The following is a 22,916-nucleotide window of genomic DNA, read 5'->3' as shown; positions in this document are numbered from 1 at the left end:
GGGCTCGTCGCCACCCGCTCACCCGGTGCGGCGCCAACGGCCTCGATCGCTGAATTCGGGCGCTCATGGTTTGACCTGCGCCCCGTACGCCTCGAGCTCGGCGAGCTGGAGCCGGTACAGACCCCGCTGCGCGTCATCGCCCGCCGGCTCGCCGAGCACCGTCACATACACGCGGACGAAGCGAGCGGTCACGCCGTCGAACGTGTACGCCTGCGGCGTCGTGCCTTGCTGCACGTGATCCGTGACCGTCCGGACGGTTTTCCACGTCGACCCGTCGTCGGAGGTCTGAATCTGGAACGTGCGGGGGAAGGCTGCCCCGTCCGCCGACACACCGTTGTCGTTCGGCGTCTGCGTGCGCGGGCAGAGCACAACCCGGTCCAGGGATGTCGGCGCGCCCAGGTCGACCGACACCCACTCGACGGCGTCGCGGCTGGTCGAGGCCGGGTTGCTGGTGTAGCCCTTGGCCGAGTCCTCGCTGCGGCGTTTGCCGTCCACGAGCAGGCTCGTGGACCAGTTGGCGACCTCCAGGCTGTGCGCGGCGCCGACCGGCCGGCCACGGGCCAGGTTGCCCACCCTTACCGTGGCCGGCAGGCGCAGCTCGTCTGTACGCCCCTCGGGATGCAGCGTCAGGGACAGGGCGATGTCCGCGCTCGGCGGTATGGCCTCCCCGGTTGGTGTCAGCCGGAGCTGCACGTTGGCTGTGCCACCGGCCGGGACGCGCAGCTGTGCTGTCGCCGGAGACAGCGTCCACCCCTGGGGGGCGCTCGCCTCCGCCGTGCCGGCCAGTGCCACGTCGGCCGCGTTGGCAACCGGCACGTCGACGGTCACCGGAATGCCGGATTGGTCGGGCCAGGCATCGGCGCGGGGCGTCCCGACCGTGACGGCGGGCCGCACGGCGAGAAACTCGTCGTATGCGGTGTCCGCGGTGCCGCCGCCGGCGGTCCAACCCAGCGCGAGGTGCAGCGGGACGCTGTCTGCGGACGCGGACAACGGCGCGGTCACGTCCAGCGGCACCGAGAAGGTGTCCCCAGGGCGGATTGCACCGGCGCCGGAGTCGCCGGGCGGACGAACCATCCAGCCGTCCGGCACGCTCGCCACCAGGTGGACGTCGCGCACCGGCGCCGCGCCGCTGTTGCGCACGACCGCGGTGAGCCGCGCCGTGCTGCCCGCGACCAGCGGGTCATCTGCGCCGGTCAGCTCCACTGTGATGCCGAGCAGCACAGCCGACGCCTCCGACAGCGTCTTGTGCAGCGCGGAGAGCGCCTGGTCCAGGCGCTGCCGATCCGCGTCGGGCAGCCCGTCCTGCTTCGCGAGCCACCGGGACAGGTGCGCCTCGGCGGCCAGAGTCTGCTGCACGAGCTGGCCGGCCACGTCGATGTCGCCGCGCGCGGCTTTCTCCAGCGACTGGCGCAGCGCCTCGGCGATGCTGCGGGTGCGCGCGTCTGCGTAGCCGCGCTGGCCTGCGGTGAGGTCCGCGCTGGTGACGGCGTCGCCGAGCGCCGAGGCGGCGTCGATCGCCGCGCCGATCCGGGCAGCGTGGGGACTGACTCGGAAGGCGTACGTACCGGAGCCGACGGAGAACACCGCTCGGCCGCCCGCGAACTTGACGAAGGTCACGCCGGGCGCGTCCGCCGCGGGGCGTCCGCTCTCCGTCACCGCCCAGCGGTTGGCGGCGGGGACGGACACCGTCGCAGTGGCCCCCACCGGCACCGTCACGTCCAGGTCGAGCGCACCACCCCCGCGCTTGCGCCACGCGCTCGCCACCGCGCCGCGCACCGTGTTGATACGCGCCGACGCGGAGGTGAGGTCGTCGACCAGTTGGGGTGTCACGTCGAAGCGCTCGTAGCCGGGCGCGGTGGGCCGGATACCCGCCAGGTCCTCGTAGAACCACTCGCCGATGGCGCCGCCGAGGAAGGCGTGGTCACGAGAGCGCGCGCCGACGTCCCACCGTTCCCACAGTGACGTCGCGCCGTTGTCGAGCCAGTAGCCCCAGGAGGGGTACGTGCGCTGCGTGGCGATCCGGTAGGCCAGGTCGCCGTAGCCGCGGCGGGTCAGCTCGGGGAGCAGGAACTTCGTTCCCAACGCGCCGGTGTCGAGGTGGTCGCCCTTGACGCCGATTTCCCGCACGAGACGGGCCACGACGGCGTCCACCTTGTCCGCCGGCACCATGTCGAATGCGAGCGGCAGGAGGTTGTTGGTCTGCCGGTAACCCGGGTCGGACGACGTGACGTACGCGTCTCCGCGCAGGAACGCCGCGTTGAAAGCATCACGGATCTTCGTCGCTGCTGCCCGGTAGCGCGAGGCATCGGCGTCCTTGCCGAGGACGTCCGCGATCTGAGCCATCGCCGTGACGTTCGCGTAGGCGTATGCCGTGCCGGCCAGGGTCGGGTCCTCCGGGCTGTTTCCGCCGTAACCGGGAGCGAGGTAGTCGTTGAGCGAGCTCGAGTGCAAACCAGCCGGTGCGCGCCCGATCTCGTACTCGATGTACTCGCGAATGTCGGGATAGTGCGCGGCGAGGATGTCCCGGTCGCCGTAGCGCTCGTACATGGCCCACGGGATCAGCACGTACGCCGCATCCCACGGCGGCGCCTGGCCGGGCCACCCCAGCCCCCAGCCGTTGTCCGGCGCGATGCCCGGCACGAGGCCGTCCGCGCCCTGGCTGTCCCGAATGTCGCCCAGCCACTTCTCGTAGAACCGTCGCATGTCGAACTCGAACATGTCGGTCTCGGCCATGAGCTGCGCGTCGCCAGCCCAACCGTTCTTCTCGTACATGGGAGTGTCGGTGGGGATGCCATGGGCGTTGTTGAGCACGGTGCGCCGGGTCAGCTCACGCACCTTCTCGAACAGTGGCTGGGAGCTCGACCAGTCTCCGTCCGAGGCGAGGTCGGTGTGCACGACGCGGGCGTCGAGTTCTTCGACGGTCGGGGTGCCGGGCCAGCCGGTCACCTCGACGTACTGGAAGCCCTTGTAGGTGTAGCGGGACTCCCACTGCTCCGGCTCGGGGCGCCCGGCGAGCACGTATTCGTCGGTCTGGAAGCGGCCGGTGACGAGACCGTTGGCGGACACGAGGTTACCGGCGTCGTCGAGCGTCTCGCCGTAGCGCAAGGTGACCTTGGTGCCGTTTGCTCCCTGCACGCGGATGCGCGCCCAGCCCGCGACGTTGCGCGGCAGGTGGAACACGTACACGCCGGAGCGCGGTGAGGTGACCTTGGTCGGGCGGAGCGTCTCGGTGACGCGGATCGGCTCCTGGCTCTCGGCGACGAGTCGTCCCGCCGGGGCGGTGAGCACCACGGCCGGCCGCCAGGTGCCGGCGTCGAAGCCGGCTGTGTCCCAGCCGGGCTGCTCGGTGCGGGCGTCGTAGGTCTCGCCGCCGTAGAGCGAGTCGTACCGCACCGGCCCCTCGGCGGTGCGCCACGATCCGTCGGTGGCGATCACCTGCCGCGTGCCGTCGGCGTACTCGATCTCCAGCTGGCCGAGCACCCGCGGCTCGCCGGTCCACGAGGTGGTGTGCCAGTTCCAGACGTTGGCCTGGGTCATGCCGTAGAAGCCGCGGCCGAGCCGTACTCCCACGGCGTTCGTCCCGGGCCGGAGGATGTCGGTGACGTCCCGGGTGACGTACTGGACGGTCTTGTCGTAGCGGGTGAAACCCGGTTCGAGCACGGTGTCGGTGGTCGGTCGGCCGTTGAGCGTGGCCTCGGCGTACGCGACGCCGCTGAGATAGAGGCGCGCCCGGCGCACGGGCGTGTCGCGCACCGCGAACTCCTTGCGCAGCAACGGCTCCGGCGCCGTCGGGCTCGCCACCGCCACCTGGCCCCACGGGCTGCCACCCCAGGCGGTGATCACTTTCGCGGCCGGCCAGGCCGTGTCGTCGAAGCCCACCTGCTGCCAGCCGTCGGCGGGCCCGGTGGCCGACCGCCACGTCCCGTCCGTGTCCACGCGGGTCGTCGTCCCGTCGGCGAAGCGCAACTCCAACCGGCCGAGCAGGCCGGCAGGGCTGACCCGGCCGTTGGTCGCGGCCACCGCGAGCACGTTCGCACCGTCCCGGACCGCCGAGGTGACGTCGGTGACAACGGGGGTACGCCAGCTTTCCAGCTCCGGGCGGGGGTCGGCGCTGGCGACCTGGGTGCCATCGATCCACGCGGTGAAGCCGTCGTCGCCGGTCATGACCAGCCGGGCCGAGGCCAGCTCCGCCACCGAGGGCACCGAGAAGCCACGTCGGAACACCCGGGTGGCCGCGGGCGCGGAGTTGCCCGGATCGCCCTCCGGATACCAGATCCAGGACGCGCCCTGCAGGCTCGGCTTGTCCGCGGTGGCTACCGGCGCGCCGATCCACGAGCCCGTCCACTGGTTCGCGTCGACGAAGGCCGTCTCAAACCAGGCCGGGGCACTGAAGCCTGAGGCGCGGCCCTGCGCGTCCCAGGAGCGGACCCGCCACCAGTAGCGGGTCCGCGACGCGAGGTCCGGGCCGGCGTAGCGCACGTCGAACGTGGCGCCCGAGCTGACGCGGCCGCTGTCCCAGACATCCGCTTCGCCGGACTCGAGCCGGCTCGGCGAGGTGGCGACGAGGATCTCGTACGCGGTCTGGCGCTGGCCGCGCTCCGACGATGACAGGGTCCAGCCGAGCCGTGGGCGGGCCGCGTCGATGCCGAGCGGGTTCTGGGCGTGCTCGGTTTCCACTGACGTCACACTCAGCGCGGAAGCGCTCGCGGCCACCGCGGGGGGCGCCGGGGCCAGTGAGACGACCAGGGCGACGAGCAACAAGGGGAAGGAGTGCCGGGTGCGTGAGCTCATGTCGGATGTGCCTCCGGATCCTCGTGAACGTTGGACCGTTTCAACCACTCGCAGGTGTTCGCGCTGCTGGCAGTAGTCAGGTGGTCGGCGGGGAGGTGCCTGGGGCGTACGCCTCGAGTTCGATCACTCGACTGAACTGGCCGTCGTTACTGGCCAGCGCGACCAGCCGCAACGCCGTCGTGCTCGTGGCGGCGAACGTCGTGTCCACCCGGCCGGCGGTGTTGCCGCGCACCGAGGTCACCGTTCGCCACTGGCCGTCGACGAATGCCTGGAGGTCGAAGTCCCGCAGCGCGTAGCGGGCGTCGGGGTGGGTGTAGAGCCGGGCCCGGTCGAGGGTGACCGGACGGCTCCACGTCGCGGTCAGGGTGTCCGGGAAGCTCTGGAAGGTGCCGTCGTTCCAGCCGGCGCCGCCGTCCCAGCGCGCCGCGGAGGTGTCGCCGTCGTTCGCCTTGGCGGCCGAGAAGCCGGGCCAGGTGCTGGAGGCGGTCATCGCCGCGACGCGGGTGAGGGTGCTCGCGACGAGCGGCACGCTCGCCGTGCTGGTACCGACGGCGAGCGTCACCGTGCCGCTCGTCGTGCCCTGGTCGGTCCGCTCGATCGCGACCGGAACCTCCACGCCCTGCCCGGCGGGCACGATGACCGAGTCGGCGTCCAGGGTCGCGGAGAAGCCGGCGGAGGCCGTGACCTGCGGCCGCGCGGTCACCTCGGTGTCGCCGAGGTTGACCAGCCGGAACGTCGCGGTCGAGGTCCAGCCCGGCACGACCGCGGCCTGGCCGGTGGACGCCTCGACAACCACCGGGCTCGTCTGCGGCGGCGTGTCCGGGGTGCGGGTGACGAACGACCACCGACCCGAGCCGACCCGGTAGACCGCGCGGTCGCCCTCGATGCCGACGAACGTGGCGCCCGCGGTCGCCGAGGCACGCCAGCGACCGGAGCCCTCCCCGAACAGCGGCACCGAGACAGTTGCGCTGCTGTTGACGGGCACCTCGACGTCGAGGTGCAGGCTCCTCCCGTCGCGGCGCCACTCGCTGACGATCCGGCCGTACGGCGAGCGCTGCTCGGCTCGTACGTGGGACATGTCGCCGGTGACCTCCGGCTGCACGAGGAAGGTCTGGTAGCCGGGTGCTTCGGAGCGGATGCCGCCGAGGTACCGGTAGTACCAGCCGTCGATGGCGCCGAGCATGAAGTGGTTCTGCGAGGCTCCCGCCGTCGGGCCGTCCCACAGCTCGGTGAGCGTGGTCGCGCCGTGCAGCACCTGGTAGGCGTAGCTGGGGCTGCTCGGGTTGTTGGCCAGCGCCTGGACCAAGTCGGCGTGGCCGCCGTCGGCGAGCACGTCGAGCAGGGCGGGCAGGCCTATCTCGCCCGTGGACAGGTGGTTGCCGCGCGCCTTGACGTCGTCGACGACGTGCTGGAGCACAGCCTCCCGGGCCTCTGCGGGCACCATGCCGGCCCACAGCGGCAGCGCATTGCTGGCCTGGCTGCCCGAGGCGTAGCTCTTGGTATCGGTGTGGAAGTACTTCGCGTTGAAAGCGGTGCGGATCTGTTGGGCCCGCTCGGCGTACGCGGCCTTGCCCGCCGCGTCCCCGACCGCCTCGGCGATCTGCGTCATGGCGGTGGCGAACCGGTAGTACGCGGTGGTCGCGGTGACGGCCAGCGGCGTGCTCGTGTCGAACGCGACCCAATCGCCGAGCCCGTACGAGAGGATGTGCCCGTCCGCTTTCCTGCCGAGATAGTCCATGTAGCGTTTCATCGCCGGGTAGTGCTCGCGCAGCACCCGCGCGTCGCCGTAGGAGCGGTACATCTGCCACGGCATCAGGATGAGGGCCCCACCCCAGTTCGGGTCGTCGCGGAAGCCGCCGGAGAAGACGGTGTATTCCGGCGCGATGTCGGGGACCATGCCGTTGGTGAGCTGGGCGCCTTCCATGTCCCGCACGATCTTGTTGTAGTAGGCGGCGAGGTCGAAGTTGGCGGTGAGGGCGTCGCCAACCAGGTGCGACTCCTCCAGCCAGCCGAGCTTCTCGCGGTGCGGGCAGTCGGTGAGGACGGAGAACATGTTGCCGTCGATGGCCGTGTTCACGATGTCGTGGATCCGGTTGACCATCGGGTCGGAGGTGTCAAGGCTGCCGGTGCGCTCGTTGTCGGCCCGAAGCACGATCCCCTGGACGTCGGCGAGCCCCGGTGGCGTGTCCGTGCCGGAGATCTCGACGTAGCGGAAGCCGTAGTACATGAAGCGGGGGTGCCAGGTGACGGCGGCGTCCGTCGCGGGCGTGACGTCGAAGTAGACCGGGGAGCCGACCTGGCCCTGGTCGACCCGGCCGTTGGCCAGCGACTCCGCCGGCCGCAGCCGCACCTTCGAGCCGGCGGCGCCGCGCAGCGTCACCTGCGGCCAACCAGCGATGTTGCGGCCCAGATCGTAGAGCCACGTGCCCGCGGCGACCTCGGTGCGGGAAACGGCGTTCAGGTTCGCCTGGCCACGGATCGGTGGTGCCGCGCGGGCGGTGAGGCGGCTGCCTTCCGTGGGCGCGGTGGTCTCCTCCGCCGGCACCCAGCCGCTCCGGTCGCCGTCCGGACGGTCCCAACCGGAGATCTGCCGCCGGGCGTCGTAGTCCTCTCCCCCGTACCAGCTGGAGAAGGTGGTCGGGCCCGCAGTGGTGAGCCATGAGGCGTCGGAGGCGACGACGGCACCGGTGCCGTCGGAATAGGTGAGTTCCAGTTGGGCGACGAGCTTCGGCGCGCCCATCGATCCGGAGAACTTCTGGTACCGGCCCGGCGTCGACGGCACGTTGTAGATGCCGTTGCCCAGCTCGAAGCCGAGGGCGTTCGGGCCCTGGCGGAGCTGGCCGGTCACGTCGTACGTCGCGTACTCGATGCGCTTGCGGTAGTCGGTGTTGGCCGGCTCCAGCACCGCATCGCCGACCTTGGCGCCGTTGAGGCGCGCCTCGTAGACGCCGAGGCCGGTGGCGTAGAGCCTGGCCCGCGCGACCGGCTTGTCCACGGTGAAGGTCTTCGCGAACAGCGGCATGGCGCCGGGTTTGGCCGGCGGCTTCGGTGCGGCCTGCCCGGTCACGCTGGTCACAACCGTGCCGGTGGTCTCGTCCGCGGCCCGCACCTGCACCGTGTAGTTCTCCGGAAAGTTCGGCGTGGAGCCGTCCGCAGTGAGGGTGTCCGTGCGCGGGTACAGCACCAGCTTGTCGACGTCGGTGTCGCGGCCGAGGTCGAATTCGAGCCAGATCGAACCGTCCAGGTCCTGGTACTGCCGCTCGTAACTGGTGTAGCCCATCGGCGGGCCGTCGCTGGTCAGCCGGCCGTCGTGGACGGCCTGGAGGGCCCAGCTGCCGGGGATCTCGAAGGACTCGGAGGCCTTCGCGACGGCGTCGCGAGAAAGCAGCTGGCCCGCGCCGTACACCTCCATCTCAGCCAGCTGCAGCCGGGAGACGGGGTACGGCCAGCCTTCCTTGATCGGCTTGCCGAGTCGGGTGACGTCCAGCCGCACGTACCGCCCGTGCCGGGCGGGGAAGGTGATGGTGACCGGGTTGGTTCGCGCGAGCCAGTCGGGGTTGGCGATCCAGCGGGCGGACCAGTCGGTCGGCTTCAGCAGCCCGGTCTCCCAGGAGCCGACGCCGCTCCAGGGCGACGGGCGGTCGTCGGCATCCCAGGCGCGCAGCGCCCAGTAGACCCGCTGGCGGGAGTGCAGCGGCTTGCCCCCGTAGCGGATGCCCACGGACTGGCTCGAGGCGACCTTTCCGCTGTCCCACAGGTCCCCGTCGCCGGCGGCGATCCGCTGCGGGCTGGACGCGACGAGTGCCTGGTAGGCGGTCTGGACGGAGTTGCGCCGCGTGGCAGCCAGTTGCCAGGTCAGCGAGGGTGTCGGGTCCTCAATGCCGAGCGGGTCGGCGAGTGAATCCACGGTGAGCGCGCCGACGGAAAGGACCGACGCGGTGGCGGCGGGAGCCGCCGCCACGGGGGCCGCCCAGGTCACGGCGGCGGCGACGGCGCCGGCGGCGAAGACCGCCACGGGGATGCCGATCCGGCCCGATCTAAGCCTCATGCCCGTGGTCCTCTCACTCGAACCAGCTATTAGAACGTTTCAAAGTGACACCGGTCACTTCTTAACTCTCCGGAAACACGCAGCACAACCCCATGTCCGGATCCGGCCATGGCACGGACGGCAGGGACGTCAGGACACCTCACGTCGGCACGACGGAAGCCGCCTGACGTACCCGCCGCCGCCCGGTGACCGTGGACGCACGGCCCCGGGCGGGTCAGATCAGATGGCGGCGGGCCGCCCAGACCACCGCCTCGATCGGCGTGCTCACGCCCAGCCGGTCGCAGATCGTCCGAGTGCGCCGGCGCACCGTCCGCTCCGACATCTCCAGGCGCCGGGCCACGGCGTCCAGCGACAGTCCTCGCGCGAGCAGCGCGAGGAGCGCCACATCCTCCTTGGACAGATCAGGACGTGGTACGCCTGGGGCGTCCACGTGCCGGCCTCCCTCCGGTCATACCCGCAGTTCGCGGAACTCGACGTCGAGCAGCTCCGCGACCGCCCGCAGCTCGTTCACCCGATGTCCGGTCCCGAGTGCCCAGTGATGTCCCACGCCGCTCGCGCTCCACGCGTCGGTCCACTCGCCCGGGTCGCAGCCGAAGTCCACGCGCGACGTGGTGTTCCCGATCTGCAGCAGCGGCCCGGCGACGACGCTGCCCTCGGATGCCAGGAAGGTGTACCGCCCGTCGCGGGTCTGCCCAACGCCGAACGCGGTCACCGGGCCGTGCTTCACGTCGAACTCGACCGAGACGCCCCAGCCCCGCTTGCCGTGGTACACACCCAGCCCGCGCAGCAGCGGCTTGCCGTCGCTGATCGCGAGATGCGCTGGACCGTCGTGGCCCATCTCCACCACATTGTCGAAGAAGTTCAGCGCCTGGAACTCGGTGAACGACCCGCCGGCACCCAGCCGGTCCATGATGAGCATGGCCAGCGACGTGCGCAGCTCGTACTCCCCCGCCGCCGGGATGCCGCGCGCGGTGAGCAAAGACGCTCCGAGGATCATGCCGGCGCCGAGCCGCTCGTGCAGCTCGCCCTCCAGCCCGCGGTGGTAGTAGGCGAGGCTGTCCAGCTCGAAGTCCTCGACCAGCCGGTCGAGGCCGACCGCCACGCGGGCGGCCCACTGGAAGTCCTCGTCGACGACGGACTCGTTGACGGCGAAGATCTCCCGCGCCTGCGCCATCTTGGCGCGGACCTGCTCGTCGGTCGCGGCGTTGACGCGTACGCGCAGGTCGTCGAACTCGACGACCTCCATGTGCCCGCCGAAGTTGGCCGGCACCATGGTCAGGTCGGTGGAGACGTCCAGCATGCCGGGGTAGAGGTGCCCCATCAGGCCGTGCCGGCCGCGCCGCAGCACAGCCCGTACGCCGGCCGCCTTCACCCAGCGGGCGATTCGTGCCCAGGCTCGTTCGTCCTCCAGGTAGCCGGAGACGGAACGGAATGGGATGCCGCAGCGGGTGAACGCGTTGGCCATCTCCGGCAGCGGGCAAGCCCCGCAGTAGGCCAGCCACTGCCCGGTGTCGAAGGTCGCGTGGTCCATCGCCTCGGTCGGCTGCAGGTTGATGAGCAGCACCGGCGCGTCGCTGCGCTGGGCGATCGGCAGAAGCATGGTCGCGGTCATGTAGGTGGTGAGGAAGCCGACGATGATGTCGCAGCCGGCGACGCGCAGCTTCTCCGCCGCCGCCGCACCCTCCTGCGCGTCGGAGATGAAGCCGACGTCGACGACGTCCGCACCGAGAGCATGCATCTTCTCGCTCACCCGGGCCGCCGATCGTTGCAGTTGCGGCAGCAGATCGGGAAACTGCGGCCAGTACGCCCCGAGGCCGCCCGCAACGAGTCCGACCTTGACGCGGCGCTGCGGGATGCTGGCCAGCGTCGGGCTCGCGGCGACCGGCTCAGTCGTGGTGGTCATGTCCGTGTTCCTTTCGGGTCAGGGGGTCGGCGTTGCCGTGTCCAGGGGGCGAGCCGCACCGACTTCCAGCTCGGCGAGCTGGAAGCGGAAGACGTTCAGCCGCTCTTCGAAGTCGGTAGGTCTGCCGAGTCGGGTGACCAACACGCGAACGTACCGGGCGGGCACGCCACCAAGGTCCACGAGGACCGGGTGCCGGCCGGGGTTGCCCTGCCCGGTCACCGTCGCGGCGTCGGTCCAGGTCGCGTTGTCAGTCGAGACCTGAACCGTGAAGACCTCTGGGAAACAGACGCCGTCAACCGGCAGCTCGCCGTCGGACGGTGTCTGCGTTCGCGGCCACAGTGCGAGCGTCCCCGCGGTCAGGGTCCGCCCGAGATCCACGCTCACCCACTCCGAGGCGTCCCGGCTGGATCGCGGCGGGTCACTGGTGTAGCCGCGGGCGCCGTCGACGCTGCGTCTGCTGCCGTCCGTGAGCAGCCGGGTCCCCCAGTCGGCCGCCTCCAGGCTCACCCGGGCGGCCGCCGGGCGGTTCAGCGCCAGGTCGCCGACCGGGACGCTGATCGAGCGGCTCAACGCCCCGGTCCCATACGACAACCGCAGATCCAGCTCGGGGCTCCGCTGGCCAGCCGCCTGATCCCGGGAGACGTCGATCGTGACGGTGGTGGTGGCTCCGGGGGCCAACGTCACGGTCGGCACCTCGGCGGCCCGCCACCCGTCCGGGACGGCGAGCGCCGCTCCCACGCGCAGCGGAACGTCGCCGAGGTTGCGCAGCGCCGCCCGGACCTTCCCGCCGGCCGCGTCGCCGAACACGCCGGCCGCCCGCAGCTCTTCGACACGCACCGGGGGCGCCAGCGTCACCGCGGACCGGGCGGCCAGCACGAAGTCGGCGTCCTTCAGGGCGACCGGGGTGGTCGCGACGACCTCGGTCGGGAGAGAGGTGTCCGCATCCACCGGGCTGCGCACCTCGAACGTGGTGACGGCCTGTTCCCCCGGGTCGAGCTGTCCGGGTGCCGCGTCGCGACGGATAAGGCGCGCCGTCCAGCCGTCCGGCAGGTTGAGGGTGCTGTCACCCACACGCACAGGTTGGCTCCCGTCGTTTCGGACAACGGTCCGCACGCTGACCGCCGCACCGGCCACCGCGCCGGACCCGTTCACGGTCGTCGTGGCGTGTACGTCAGTAAGCAGTGCCAAGGCCTCGTCGACGGATCCGCGTGCCGCCCGCAGATGGTCGTCCGCGCCGGCTGCGTCGGCCAGCATGCGGTCGATGCGACGCTGGCTGTCGCGCAGCGCCTTCAGCGCGTCCGTGGTACCGCGCAGCAGCGCCTCGAGCGGCTCCCGGGCCCGCGCCGCATCGTCGCCCCCCACGGCCGCGATGTCGTCCCGCGCGGCCGCCACGGCGCCACGGAAGGCATCCGTGCCGAAGCGGTACGAGCCAGAGCCGACCTCGAACGTGGCCCGCCCGTCGGCGGCCGACACCGGGCGCACCCCGGGGGACTCGGCGGCGATCCGGCCAGTCTCCGTCACCGCCCAGGCCGAGGAGGCCGGCACCGAGACCCGGGCTGTCACCCCGACCGGCACCTGCACATCCAGCGTGAACCGTTTCCCGTCACGCCGCCACGACGATCGGACTTCCCCGTACGGCGTGCCGACCTTCGCCGAGGCCGAACGCAGATCGTCGACGGGGTGCGGTGCGACGTCCACTGTGCGGTAGCCCGGCGACGTCGGGCGGACACCCGCCAGCTGCTCGTAGAACCACTGGTCGATGGTGCCGAGGAACGCATGGTCGCGGGACCGGGCGTCGAGGTTCCATGACTCCCACATGGTCGTCGCACCGTTCTCGAACCAGTAACCCCAGCTCGGGTACGTCTTCTGGTTGGCGACCCGGAACGCGACGTCACCGGAGCCCTGCTCGGTCAGCACCGGCAGCAGATAGCGGGTGCCGATGCTGCCGGTGTTGAGGTGGTCGTCCCGCGCCTCGGTGATGTCCTGCACCAGGTTTGCGGTGACGGCGCCCCGATCCTGGTCGGGCACCAGACCGAAGGCCAGCGGCAGGATCTGCGACGTCTGCCGGAACCCGGCGTCCCGCTCGGTGCGGAAAACCTTCCGCTCGCCGTCGTAGAACGTCCGCTGGAACGCGGCCTTCACCTCGCCCGCCAGCCGGGTGTACCGGTCGCGGTCCGCAGCCGCGCCGAGCAGGGCGGCGCTGTCCCGCATGACTTCGAGGTCCCGGAACAGGTACGCGGTCGCGGTCAGCCGGGCGCCCTCCGGCGGGGTCAGGTAGCCGGGCGAGACCCAGTCCCCGAGCACGCTGTCGGCGATGAGGCCCGGACTGTCGGCCAGCTTGCGCTCCACGTACGCCCGCATCGAGGCGTACTGGCGGGCGATGATCCGCGCGTCGCCGGACCGCTGATACACGTACCAGGGGACCAGGACTCCCGCGCTGCCCCACTCGATCGCGTCGATGCCCGCGCCCCAGCCGTCGTCGGGCGCGATGGCCGGGATCCGCCCGTCGGGCATCTGGCTCTCGGAGAGGTCAGCGACCCACTTCGACACGAGCGGCACAGAGTCCAGGTTGATGAGCGTGTCCTCGGACCAGAGGTGGAAGTCCGCCCAGCCATTCTTCTCGAACATCGGCGAATCGCTCGGATACCCGTACAGGTTGTTCAGTGTGGTTCGGACCATCGCATCGTGTATCCGGTTGAACAGCTCGTTCGAGCTGGTGAACTCGCTGGTACTTGCCAGGTCCGAGTGCACGTACACGGCGGTGAGCGTGCCGGTCTGCGGCGCCCGAGGCAACCCCCGCGCCTCCACGTACCGGAAGCTCTTGTAGCTGAACCTGGGTTCCCAGCTCTCCGCTGCACCGCCGCGCAGCACGTAGCGGTCGACCTGGATGTCGCCGGTGATGTGCTGCTGCTCGTTGGCCACCGTGCCGTCGGGCCGCAGCTGCTCGCCGTACCGCAGCTCGACCTGCTGGCCCGGCTCGCCCTCGACGGCGAGCCGGGCCCAACCCGCGACGACCTCTCCGAAGTCGAAGACGTACGCGCCGGACGGCAGCCGAGTGATCTTCACCGGGGCGACGGAGCCGGCACGGCGGATCGGCTGCAGCGGCTCGGCGCGCACCTCGCCGGCGGGCGCAGGCACGGTGGTGACCGGTCGCCACGCGGCATCGTCGAAGCCGGGCGCATCCCAGCCCGCCTGCTCGCGGCGGGCGTCGTACACCTCGCCAAGATGCAGACTGTCCGCCTGGGTGGGGCTGTCCGCCCAGCGCCAGGTGCCGTCGCTGACGACGGTGTCGCTCGTGCCGTCCGGATGGTCGACCACGAGCTTGAGCCGCAGGGCCGGCTCGGCGCGCCAGGGCGCGGTGTGGAAGTTCCAGACCGTCGGCGTGGTCATCGAGTACCAGCCACGCCCGAGCGTCACGCCGAGCACGTTCTCTCCGTTGCGGAGCGCTCCGGTGACGTCCTTCGTCACGTAGTAGACGCGTTTGTCGTACCGCGAGAACACCGGCGACAACACCTCGTCGCCGATCCGTTCCCCGTTGATCCGCAGTTCGGAGATGCCCAGGCCGCTGTAGTACACGCGCGCCCGGCTCACCGGCTTGTCGAGGTGGAGCGCCTTACGCAGCTGCGGGGCGGCGGTGCTGACCGCCGGGATGGCCATCGGTCCCCACGGACCCGCGCCCTGCGCCGCCACGACCTGAGCCCGCGCCCAGCCACTGTCGTCGAACCCGGGCTCGGTCCAGCCCTGCGGGGCGGTCTGCGCACTCCGCCAGTTCGTGTTCGTCCGGATCGCCACGGTGGCGCCGGTCGAGAGGACGACCCGCAGGCTGCCGAGGAAACCCGCGGGTCCGGTTGAAACGCCCGGGTCCGGGTCGTTCGTGACCTCGACCGCGATGGCGTTCGCGCCCGGGCGCAGCACATCGGTGAGGTCGAAGCGCCGCACCTGCTGCCAGTCGTCACCGCGTCCGAGCTCGCGCCCGTTGACGAAGAGCCGGAAATGGTTGTCCGCGGTCGCGATTAAGGTGGCCTGCCGGATCGTGGCATCCGCGGCCAGCGGCACACTGCGCCGCAGGTAGCGGGTGCCGGCCGGCGCACCGGTGGGCAGATCGGCCGGCGCGTGCCAGATCCAGCCGGCACTTCCCCAGTCCACCGCGCCGTCGCGTGCCCCAGCGCCGATCCACGACGCACCCCAGTCGGCGGCGTCGAGCAGGCCGGTCTCGAACCAGGTGGGCCTGCTCCACTCGGAGACGACGCCGGCGCGACCCCAGGCCCGGACCCGCCAGTGGTACCGGGTGGCCGACCGCAACCCCGGGCCGGCCCAGTCGAGGAACTGATCGGCGGTTTCCCGGCGGCCACTGTCCCAGATCAGGTCACCGCGACCCAGGTCGTCGGCGCTGGCCGCCACCTGTACCTGCGCCGCCGTCTGGATCTCGCCGCGGGCCGTGGCGGTTAGCGTCCAGGCCAGCCGAGGCGCCGGATTGTCCACCCCGAGCGGCGTGGCGAGGTGGTCGGTGGTGGTGGCGATCGCGACGAGCGACGGCGGGCCGTCCTCCGGGCTCGCGGCAGCGGGCAAGGCCGCGACCGGAAGGAGCCCCGCGACCAGCCCGGTCACCAGGGCCAGGCGCAGCGGGGTGCGTAACCGGGACAGGGCCACGGGAACTCCTTTCTTCGACCGGTCGGTCAGCGGAGGAACGCCGCCGCGACGCCGGCATCGACGGGGATGTGCAGGCCGGTGGTCAGAGACAGATCGCCGCCGGTCAGCGCGAGCACCGCCGCCGCCACGTGCTCCGGCCGCACCTCCCGCTTGAGCAGCGTGCGTCCGGCGTAGTACTCGCCGAGCTTCTCCTCGGGGACCCCGTAGACCGCGGCGCGTTGCGCGCCCCAGCCACCCGCGAAGATCCCCGAACCGCGCACCACGCCGTCCGGGTTGACGCCGTTGACCCGGATGCGGTGTGCGCCCAGCTCGGCCGCTAGGAGCCGCACCTGGTGCGCCTGGTCGGCCTTCGCCGCGCCGTATGCGACGTTGTTGGGGCCGGCGAAGACTGCGTTCTTGCTGGCGATGTAGACGATGTCGCCGCCCATCCCCTGATCGATCATGATCTTCGCGGCGGCCTTGGCGACCAGGAACGACCCTCGGGCCATGACCCGGTGCTGCAGGTCCCAGTCCGCCTCGTCGGTCTGCAACAGCGGCTTGGAGATCGACAGGCCGGCGTTGTTGACGACCATGTCGACCCCGCCGAACGCCAGCGCGGCGGCGTCGAACGCCGCGGCGATCTGGCCGGCGTCGGTGACGTCCGTGCGCACCGACACGGCGACGTCAGCGCCGATACCGTGCCGGATCTCGTCGGCGACCGCCGACGCGGCATCCTCGTTCAGATCGGCGACCACCACGCAGGCGCCCTCCGCGGCCAGCCGCATCGCGATCGCCTTGCCGATGCCCGAGCCGGCCCCGGTGACGAGCGCGACACGCGTCGCCAGCGGCTTCGGCGCCGGCAACCGGCGCAGCTTGGCCTCCTCCAACTCCCAGTACTCGATCCGGAACTTCTCCGACTCGGGGATCGGGGCGTACGTGGAGATGGCCTCGGCACCGCGCATCACGTTGATCGCGTTGAGGTAGAACTCGCCGGCGACCCGCGCTGTCTGCTTGTCCTTGCCGAAGGAGAACATGCCGACGCCGGGCACCAGCACGATGGCCGGATCGGCCCCGCGCATCGGCGGGGAATCCGCGGTCGCGTGCCGGGAGTAGTACGCCTGGTACTCCTCCCGGTAGGCGGTGTGCAGCTCACGCAGGCGCGCGACCACGTCCGCCAGCGGGGCGGTCGCCGGCAGGTCGACCACGAGCGGGCGCACCTTGGTCCGCAGGAAATGATCCGGGCAGGAGGTGCCGAGCGCGACCAGCGCCGGGTGCTTCTCCCGGGCCAGGAAATCGAGCACGGCGTCGTCGTCGGTGAAGTGCCCCACCTGGGCCACGTCGGTCGAGGCGAGCCCCCGGACGACCGGGGCGAGCGCGGCCGCCCGGGCCCTCCGCTCCGCCTCGGGCAGTGGCCCGTACCCCTCGAGCAGCGTGCCGAGCGGCTCGGCCGCTCCCCGGGCGTCGATAAACGCATGCGCGTTGCGGATGATCTCCAGCGACCTGGCCTCGCACTCGGGTGAGGTGTCGCCCCACGCGGTGATCCCGTGCCCGCCCAGGATCACGCCGATCGCCTGCGGGTTCGCCGCTTTGATCTTCGCGATGTCCAGCCCCAGCTGGAACCCGGGGCGGCGCCACGGCACCCAGACCACCCGGTCGCCGAAGCACTCCTTGGTCAGCGCCTCGCCCTCGGCGGCGGTGGCGAACGCGATGCCGGCGTCGGGGTGCAGGTGGTCGACGTGCGCGGCGTCGACCAGGCCGTGCATGGCGGTGTCGATCGACGGTGCTGCGCCACCCTTTCCGTGGAGGCAGTAGTCGAAGGCCGCCACCATCTCGTCCTCGCGGTCGACGCCGGGGTAGACGTCGACGAGCGCGCGCAGGCGGTCCAGCCGCAGGACGGCCAGGCCCGCCTCGGTGAGCGTGCCGAGGTCACCGCCGGACCCCTTCACCCACATCAGCTCGGTGTCCTCCCGGGTGACCGGGTCGGATGCGGTCGACTTGCAGGAGGCGTTGCCGCCGGCGTAGTTCGTGTTCCGCGGATCGGCGCCGAGCCGGTGCGCGCGTTCGAGCAGAGCGGCGACGGTCGGGTGGGTCGTACTCATGGTGGCCCTTCTCCGGTGATTTCTTGCGACGGCTGCCTGGTGTTGGACGTGCGGGCGACCGTCAGGCCCCCCAGCCGGCCTGCGAGCCGCCCTGCCGCTCGGCGACGAGCCGCTCGTGGTGGCCCGACCGGCGGTAGGCGGTGATCGGGTCGGGGTCGATGCCCATCTCCTCGCGCAGCTCCGCGAGGATCGGGCGGACGTCGGTGTTGAACGCGTCCATGAGCACGGCGTTGGCACCGAGCACGTCACCGTTGTCCTGGGCCGCTTGCAGCGCGTCGGAGTCGACCAGCAGTGCCTTGGCCGTCGCCTCCTGGACGTTGAGCACCGACCGGATCATCGCGGGGATCTTCGGCTCGATGTTGTGGCACTGGTCGAGCATGAACGCCACGTCGGCGGCGGGGTCAAGGGCACCCGCCTGCACGATCTCATGCATGATCCGGAACAGCTGGAACGGGTCCGCGGCGCCGACCATGAGGTCGTCGTCGGCGTAGAAGCGGCTGTTGAAGTGAAAGCCGCCGAGCCGGCCGGCGCGCCGCAGCAACGCCACGATGAACTCGATGTTGGTGCCCGGCGCGTGGTGACCGGTGTCGACAAGCACCTGGGCCCGCTCCCCGAGCTGCAGGCAGTGCGCGTACGAGGTGCCCCAGTCGGGCACGTCCATGGTGTAGAACGACGGCTCGAAGAGCTTGTACTCCAGCAGCATCCGCATCCCCCCGGGCATCGCGGCGTACGTCGCCTCGAGCGCCTCGGCCAGGCGATCCTGACGGGCCCGGATGCTGTCCTGCCCCGGATAGTTCGTGCCGTCGGCGAACCACAGGCTGAGGATGGTCGAGCCGGTGGCAGTGCCGATCTCCACGCACTCCAGCAGATGGTCCAGCGCCTTGCGGCGCACCGCCGGGTCGGGGTTGCAGACGCTGCCGAGTCGGTAGACGTCGTCCTGGAACACGTTCGGGTTGATCGCGCCGATCCGGATCCCGGCATCGCTGGCGTGCTTGGCCAGTTCCGCGTAGTCGTCGACGCGGTCCCACGGGATGTGCACGGCGACGCTGGGGGCCACCCCGGTGAAGCGGTGCACGGTAGCGGCGTCGTCGACCTTCTCGTACGCGTTGCGCGGCACCCCTTCCTGCGCGAAGACCTTGAAGCGGGTACCGGAGTTGCCGAAGGCCCACGACGGTGTCTCGATCCGCTGCGCCCTCAAGGCGGCCTTTACCGATGCTGTGTCAGTCATGAGTGGTGCTCCTGATCCATTGCTCTGCCGTGGGCTCTCTCGTCGGTTCGGTGTGTCAGTCGGTCATCGCCGTCTCCCGCCGTGGCCAGATCACGTGCCGGCCGCCACCGTCGTGTCGATGCGCAGGTCGCGACCGGTCTCCTCGCGCCAGGTGGTGCCACCGTCGTTGCTGTAGAGGGCGCTGCCGCCGGGATAGGGGTCGGCGTCGCTGTATGCCATGCCGTAGCAGCCGCGGCCGGCGGCCGTGCGGACGACGAGCGCGAACCGGTCGCCGGCCGCCACGTCGAGGCCCACCTCGACGGCGACCCTGGACGGCGACCAGCTCACCGCGGCCGCCGGCACCTCCCGCCGCACGAGCGGCTCGCCGGGCCGCCCGTCGGCGCCGAGCCGGGAGACTTCGAGAATCAACGGCCCGTCGGGATGGCCGGACTGGAAGGTCGTGTACGAGACGCGCTCGAGCCGGCCGCTCCGTCCGGCGGTGAACGTCTGGGCCCGCTGGATCCGCCCGGCCACGTCGCAGAATGCCCGGAAGCCGAGATCTCCGGCCGTCACGTCGATGCTGGCGGGGACCGGCGGGCCGGTGTTGTCGCGAAGCCCGGCGAGCGGCAGATCGTAGCTGCGGCCGCAGGTGATCGGTTCGATCGACCCGTCGGCCCGGAAGCGCAGCGGCTCCCAGTGATGCCGGGCCAGCGCCTCGTTCGGCGCCCCGTTGTTCCACAGGTCGCTCTGGTACAGGTAGACCTTGCCCTGCCGGGCGGGCAGCGCGGCGATATCGGCCGGTTGCCCTCCGCACGAGTCATTGCTGATCTTGATGCCAACGGGTGGCAGGGCGGGCCGGTCCCAGGCCGCGAGGTCGCCGGAGAAGTCGTCGGCGAACAGGACGGTGCCGTCCGGCGCGGTGACCTTGACGTCGTCGAAGCGCGCGCTCTCGTGATCCGAGCCGCCACTCTCGCGGAAGCCGATCCGCCCCGCGCCGTACGTGCCGTCGGTTGTCTCGTCGATCAGCACCCCGTCTACCCAGGTGCGGATCGTGTCGCCGCTGACCTGGGTGCGGACGGCGTACGAGCGCCCACCCTCGATGGCCATCGGGGTCTTGACCGTCGCCACGCTCGCGATGCCGCTGCCCCGCCAGACGACCTTGGTGAGGTTGCCGCCGGTGGCTCCGGCGTGCGGGTAGTTGCCGAGCAGCCAGGAATAGCCGTTGCCGGAATCCGATGCCCGGAAGACCCAGCCGGCCTGGGCGTACGACTGGCCGCCCTGGGACGCGGTCTGCAGCGGCGTCGTGGTGAACGTCAGGTCGTAGTCGGTCCATTGGGCGCCCGCCTTGGACAGCCCGATGCCGCCACCATCGACGAGCAGTTCGCCGCCGGCGACCTGCCAGCTGTCGAGCGCGGGCGCACCGGTCCATGGGCCGAGCGGCGTCGGCGCGGTGAAGTAGGAGGTGCCGGTGGTGCAGTAGCCGCAGTTCGGGTCGGAAAGGGTGAGGTAGTAGCGCCCGTCGCGCTCGAACATCGACGGCGCCTCGACCCGGGTCAGGCCCAGTCGGGTGTATTCACCGGTGCCCGTGCGGTAGGTCGGGTCGAGCTTTTCGACCACGATGTCGCCGCCCCGGCGCCAGTCCGTGAAGACGAGGTAGGCGGTGCCGTCGTCGTCGACGAACAGATCGTGGTCGCCGTTGTTCAGCCCAGGTGGGACGCCGTCGGTCACGGCGAGGCGGGGGAACGGCTCCTCGAGGAACGGGCCGGTCGGCAGGTCGCTGGTGAGGACGTGGTAGCCGACGCCGATGTCGTAGGAGTTGATCCAGAGGACGTACTTCCCGGTCGCCGCGTTGAAGGCGACGTGTGGGCGGTAGCAGCCGTAGGTGTTGCCGTTGCAGCGCTGCTGCCACTGGGCGGTCGAGGCGTCGAAGAGCGGGCCCTCGTCGCGCCAGTGCACCAGGTCCGCGGAGCTGTAGGAGGCGAAACCGCAGAACGGGGCACCGGGGCGCTGCCACTCGTAGCCGCAGCCGTAGCGGGTGCCGTAGAGGTAGTAGCGGTCGCCGAAGCGGCGGATCTCGCCGTCGTGCGCGTCGACCGCGTCCCCGTCCGTGGCGAACCGGAGCGTCGACCCGGTCGCGTCGCCGTTCACCACGGTCGTCACCGGTTGCGGCGACTCGGCTGCGGCGGGCGGGGTGGCGACCAGGATCACCAGGGCGGCCGCCGCGCTCAGGAGAAGGACGGACCGCCGGTTCACGGTCGTTCCACACAAGCCACGCGGGCGTCGGCCCAGTCGGCATGGTCGTTGCTGAAACCGTCCAGCCACGGCGTCGTGACCAACTCGAGCGTCTGCACCCCGGTGACGTCGAGGTCGACCTCGAGTGACCCGGTGGTGGTGGACAGCACGGTCGGGCTCCACTGGACGCCGTATCGCACTCCGCTGTCGAAAACCTGCGTGCCGTCGGCGACCACCTGGAACACGACACTGCCGCCGTTGCCACGGTGGTCCACCTCGTCGTCGACGCCGACGACGGCCCGGAACCTGCCGCACCGACCGTTAAGGTCGTACGCAACCTTGGAGTTCGGGACGAGCCCGAGGCCTTTCTGGTACACCTTGCCGTCCAGGCTGATCGGGTTTCCGTCACCGGTGGCGTTCTCCCCGTTGGACATGTCCCGCTCGACGGGGCCCCAGGCGCCGGTCGCGGAGACCCAGTCGAGGTCACTGAGCCAGTAGCTCGTCGGGCCGGTTGACGCCTCGGTCTCGGCGGCCGACCGCGCCGAGCCGGCGGCCGTCGCTTCGTGCATCTGCCAGGCCGCGGCCGGGAGAACAAGCAGCAGCCCGGTCGCGCCGGCGGCGAGCAGGACGGGTCCGCCTCGGAACAACCTCATCTCAAGCTCCCTTCCGTACGCCGAAGACTCGCCGGACGGCATTCAGATGGCCATTGCCGTGCTGCTCGTCGGGCTCGAGATAGCTGCCCTCGGTCCACTCGTTCCAGGCGTTCACGGTGACGATCGGTGGACTGGCGTTGGCGACGGCGAAGTCGCGCGCCAAGCGGAGCGCCGTCTCGAACTCCTGCGGAGTGTTGCCGCCGAGCACCGGGGTCCACGGGTAGCCGAGGTTCTCCCAGACGTCGCTCTGCACAGTCCGCGGCGAGGAGTCCCACCCCATGGTCACGTTGGGGAAGTACGGGCGCTCCAGGCCACGGGTCAGGGTGTCCCACACTGTCGCCGCGTGGGCGCGCATCTCGGAGTACGCCGTCTCGGGAAATCGGGTGAACGGCGAGTGGTGGATCCAGACGTACGTGGTGTGGCTGTCCATGCCGAGTTGGTCGACAAGCTTGTTGCGGTTGGCCATCGACCGCGGGTGGCTGTCCGGCACGAACGGCTCGCAGTCGACGGTCATGCAGTTGAGGTGCAGCTCGCCGACGCCGGCCGCCCTGGCCTTCACGCGGAACGCGTCGAGCGCGGCGCGGGCGGCGCCGACATCGCGACCGAACCCGTCGAGGAACTTCTCGATCTGGTAAATGGAGAAGTAGGCGCCGCCACCGACCCGCCAGTACGACGGATGCGTCATGTACTTCTCGACGACGTAGGTCGTGAGCGCGTCGAAGGACGCCGGGACCTGGGCTCCGAACAGGGTGGTGTTGCCGACCTTCAAGGTGTTGACGGGGTTCGCCCGGTGCACCGGGAACAGGTTGTTCCAGTCGTGGTTGGCCCACATCAGGGCGAACTTGATGCGGCTGACGTTCGGCGCGCGCAGGAAGCCTTCCTCAAGGCAGCGGTGCAGGTAGGGACCCCAGCTGCCGGTGCCCGTGGTGTACCAGTACCAGTCGAACATGAAGGCGTCCACGCCGTGGTCGGCAGCCGCATCGATCTTCTTGGCCATCACCGCGGGCTGCGCCTCGTCCTGCATGCCCCAGGCCGGCACCTTCGGCTGCTGGTGCCCTGGGTAGCGCGGCTGTGCCCGCTTGACCAGCTCCCACTCGCTCCACCCACGGCCGAACCAGTACTCGTTGAGTGGGTCGACGTGCCACTGCGGGAAGTAGAAGGCGGCCACGTCCGGCCGTGCCTGCGGGTTCGCCGCGAGTGCCGCATCAGGCTGCAGCAGACCGCTGCCTCCCGCGAACGCTGCTGTCGTTGCGGCGCCGGTCAGCTGCAGGAACCGCTTGCGGGACATCGGGGTCCCACCGTGGTGCGCTGCCTGGTCACCCGTGATGTCCTGTCTCATCCCACCGTTCCTTCC

Annotated in this window: 10 protein-coding genes; all 10 read right to left on the bottom strand. The window is 71.0% G+C overall.

What is annotated here, in order from left to right; translation table 11 throughout:
• Positions 1-63: 63 nt before the first annotated feature.
• The 10 genes from GA0070624_RS16285 to GA0070624_RS16240 all read right to left on the bottom strand — a co-directional run bounded on the left by GA0070624_RS16285 (position 64) and on the right by GA0070624_RS16240 (position 22,901).
• Positions 64-4,791, bottom strand: a complete 4,728-nt coding sequence (locus GA0070624_RS16285) for a family 78 glycoside hydrolase catalytic domain (RefSeq protein WP_091342019.1) — start codon at positions 4,789-4,791, stop codon at positions 64-66.
• A 76-nt stretch (positions 4,792-4,867) separates the two neighbouring features.
• On the bottom strand, positions 4,868-8,839 hold the full coding sequence (locus tag GA0070624_RS16280; protein WP_091342017.1) for an alpha-L-rhamnosidase: 3,972 nt from the start codon (positions 8,837-8,839) through the stop codon (positions 4,868-4,870).
• A 214-nt stretch (positions 8,840-9,053) separates the two neighbouring features.
• Positions 9,054-9,269, bottom strand: coding sequence for a LuxR C-terminal-related transcriptional regulator (locus GA0070624_RS16275; protein ID WP_091342014.1), 216 nt, complete (start codon positions 9,267-9,269; stop codon positions 9,054-9,056).
• An 18-nt stretch (positions 9,270-9,287) separates the two neighbouring features.
• Positions 9,288-10,742, bottom strand: a complete 1,455-nt coding sequence (locus GA0070624_RS16270; protein WP_091342012.1) for an L-fucose/L-arabinose isomerase family protein — start codon at positions 10,740-10,742, stop codon at positions 9,288-9,290.
• 18 nt (positions 10,743-10,760) lie between these two features.
• On the bottom strand, positions 10,761-15,392 hold the full coding sequence (locus tag GA0070624_RS16265; protein ID WP_091342009.1) for a family 78 glycoside hydrolase catalytic domain: 4,632 nt from the start codon (positions 15,390-15,392) through the stop codon (positions 10,761-10,763).
• A gap of 26 nt (positions 15,393-15,418) precedes the next feature.
• Positions 15,419-17,470 (bottom strand): bifunctional aldolase/short-chain dehydrogenase, encoded by a 2,052-nt coding sequence (locus GA0070624_RS16260; RefSeq protein ID WP_091342007.1) that lies wholly within the window; start codon positions 17,468-17,470, stop codon positions 15,419-15,421.
• A gap of 61 nt (positions 17,471-17,531) precedes the next feature.
• Entirely contained in the window at positions 17,532-18,698 is a 1,167-nt protein-coding gene (gene rhaI / locus GA0070624_RS16255) for an L-rhamnose isomerase (protein ID WP_091342004.1), read from the bottom strand.
• Between the two features lie 90 nt (positions 18,699-18,788).
• A complete protein-coding gene (locus tag GA0070624_RS35260) occupies positions 18,789-20,930 on the bottom strand; it encodes a family 43 glycosylhydrolase (RefSeq protein WP_218105161.1) in 2,142 nt (713 codons plus the stop codon).
• Positions 20,927-21,562, bottom strand: a complete 636-nt coding sequence (locus GA0070624_RS16245; RefSeq protein WP_176731721.1) for an NPCBM/NEW2 domain-containing protein — start codon at positions 21,560-21,562, stop codon at positions 20,927-20,929. The genes GA0070624_RS35260 and GA0070624_RS16245 overlap by 4 nt, the downstream gene beginning before the upstream one ends.
• A gap of 1 nt (position 21,563) precedes the next feature.
• A complete protein-coding gene (locus GA0070624_RS16240; RefSeq protein WP_176731720.1) occupies positions 21,564-22,901 on the bottom strand; it encodes a glycoside hydrolase family 99-like domain-containing protein in 1,338 nt (445 codons plus the stop codon).
• Positions 22,902-22,916: the final 15 nt, after the last annotated feature.

The sequence above is a fragment of the Micromonospora rhizosphaerae genome (assembly GCF_900091465.1).
Classification (GTDB): domain Bacteria; phylum Actinomycetota; class Actinomycetes; order Mycobacteriales; family Micromonosporaceae; genus Micromonospora; species Micromonospora rhizosphaerae.
The sequence above is the reverse complement of the archived record's forward strand: the minus strand, read 5'-3'. Positions and strand labels throughout refer to the sequence as shown.

Coding starts and splice junctions, on each gene's coding strand:
- GA0070624_RS16285 (WP_091342019.1), bottom strand. CDS start 4,791: ATGAGCTCACGCACCCGGCACTCCTTCCCCTTGTTGCTCGTCGCCCTG.
- GA0070624_RS16280 (WP_091342017.1), bottom strand. CDS start 8,839: ATGAGGCTTAGATCGGGCCGGATCGGCATCCCCGTGGCGGTCTTCGCC.
- GA0070624_RS16270 (WP_091342012.1), bottom strand. CDS start 10,742: ATGACCACCACGACTGAGCCGGTCGCCGCGAGCCCGACGCTGGCCAGC.
- GA0070624_RS16260 (WP_091342007.1), bottom strand. CDS start 17,470: ATGAGTACGACCCACCCGACCGTCGCCGCTCTGCTCGAACGCGCGCAC.
- rhaI (WP_091342004.1), bottom strand. CDS start 18,698: ATGACTGACACAGCATCGGTAAAGGCCGCCTTGAGGGCGCAGCGGATC.
- GA0070624_RS16245 (WP_176731721.1), bottom strand. CDS start 21,562: ATGAGGTTGTTCCGAGGCGGACCCGTCCTGCTCGCCGCCGGCGCGACC.
- GA0070624_RS16240 (WP_176731720.1), bottom strand. CDS start 22,901: ATGAGACAGGACATCACGGGTGACCAGGCAGCGCACCACGGTGGGACC.